Below are 1,440 nucleotides of genomic sequence, written 5' to 3'. Positions count from 1 at the left end.
GCCGCCGGCTGCCAGCGGCGCGTAGCGCCTCGCGGCCGGGGCTTTGGAAGTGTTCACCGCCGATCCGCTGCTGACCATTTATAACTAAGCGGCCGGGGCTTCGGAGGATATCGCAGTTGCCGACCTACACGCTGTGGTCCCGAAATCGACGAACGTCGACCGCGACGGGGAGGTCGTCGAAGTCGTCGTCCGCGCCGGCGACGAGCGTCGCGTCTCGCTCGCTCGCGAGTGCGACGGCGTACGCGTCGGCGAGCGAGATGCTCCCGTGCGCCTTCACCTCGGCCGCCAGCCGCCAGTCCGCCGATTCGATCGCCAGCCCTCGTCGCTCAAGCGCGCGGAGGTCGCGGTCGGCCTCCCGAAGCGAGGCGTCGGTCGGGGCGTCGTCGACGCCCTCGAACCGCGACACGAGGTAGAACACCTCACCGGCGTTCGTCTCGGCGAGCGCCCCCGCCGACTCGCCGCCGAACACCTCGTCGAGAAGCCCAGCGACCGCTTCGTGACTGGATTCGCCGTAGAGGTAGGCGACGATCGCCTCGGTGTCGAATACGTACCCGCCGCTCATTCGTCCTCCGACGGCCGAAGCCGCTCGGCTCGCTTCGCCTCGCGGCGCTTCTCCTCGTCTCTCAGCTCACGGAGCCGCTCCGTCGCCTCTCCGCGTTCGTGGCCTTCGGCGTGAATTCCGTGTAGTTCGTCCGGCGAGGGGACCGGTTCGACGACGATCCGCCCCTCGTCCTCGTAGACGAACACCTCGCCGGGCGTCTCGATCCCGAACTTCTCGCGCAGCCCTTTCGGGATCGTGGCCTGCCCCTTCTGCGAGACGCGTACTACCGTTGGTTCACTCGTACTACTCACCATTACTAGTTGTACCTAAAATCCCTGTATTACTAAAACCACCGCCGATCGAGTAGTGTCCCTTCCCGCTCATCGACCGGCGTACTTGCTCCCGCTCGCGCCGAACCGCTGTCTCACCACCCAGTACGCGACGGGGAGACAGCAGGCGAACGCGACCGGCCAGACGGTCAGCTGCGAGGTCGGGTCGGGCGGCGAGACGAGGCTCCCGACGACCAGTCCGCCGAGGCCGGCGACGACAGCGGTGGCGGCCGCTCGTTCCACGCGGTTCGGCGGTCGCTCGCGGGGGCGCCCGCGACGCCACCAGAGGAGGTAGTACCCCAGCACGATCCCCGAAAGCGGTGCGAAGACGCCCCAGACGGCCGGATAGCTGCTCCCGCGAGCGCGCGCATCGGAGTTGACCCAGACTCCGGTCGCGAGCAAAACGAACGCGAAGAGGGCCGCGCCGAACGCAGCGACGGGTGTGAGTTGGAGGGACACGGGTCGGCGTTCGCGCCGGCCGCTAATCGGTCTTCTCCCTGTCCCCGTCCGCGTTCCCACCGCCCCCGTCCGCGCGGGAACCGCGTCGCCGACCCCGTGGCCGCGCCGCTC

At 68.9% G+C, this 1,440-nt stretch carries 3 protein-coding genes; all 3 read right to left on the bottom strand.

Features of this window, described 5'->3' with window-relative positions; translation table 11 throughout:
• Positions 1–124: 124 nt before the first annotated feature.
• The 3 genes from GJ633_RS16595 to GJ633_RS16585 all read right to left on the bottom strand — a co-directional run bounded on the left by GJ633_RS16595 (position 125) and on the right by GJ633_RS16585 (position 1,329).
• Positions 125–562 (bottom strand): PIN domain-containing protein, encoded by a 438-nt coding sequence (locus GJ633_RS16595; RefSeq protein WP_156589640.1) that lies wholly within the window; start codon positions 560–562, stop codon positions 125–127.
• Positions 559–855 (bottom strand): AbrB/MazE/SpoVT family DNA-binding domain-containing protein, encoded by a 297-nt coding sequence (locus GJ633_RS16590; protein WP_156589639.1) that lies wholly within the window; start codon positions 853–855, stop codon positions 559–561. Before GJ633_RS16590 ends, GJ633_RS16595 begins: the two co-directional genes overlap by 4 nt.
• 66 nt (positions 856–921) lie before the next feature.
• A complete protein-coding gene (locus GJ633_RS16585; protein WP_321169137.1) occupies positions 922–1,329 on the bottom strand; it encodes a hypothetical protein in 408 nt (135 codons plus the stop codon).
• Positions 1,330–1,440: the final 111 nt, after the last annotated feature.

The organism is Halorubrum sp. CBA1125, assembly GCF_009742825.1.
GTDB lineage: Archaea > Halobacteriota > Halobacteria > Halobacteriales > Haloferacaceae > Halorubrum.
The sequence above is the reverse complement of the archived record's forward strand: the minus strand, read 5'-3'. Positions and strand labels throughout refer to the sequence as shown.

What these genes read in the sequence shown, in the direction of transcription:
- GJ633_RS16595 (WP_156589640.1), bottom strand. Translation starts at nt 562, where the DNA reads ATGAGCGGCGGGTACGTATTCGACACCGAGGCGATCGTCGCCTACCTC.
- GJ633_RS16590 (WP_156589639.1), bottom strand. Translation starts at nt 855, where the DNA reads ATGGTGAGTAGTACGAGTGAACCAACGGTAGTACGCGTCTCGCAGAAG.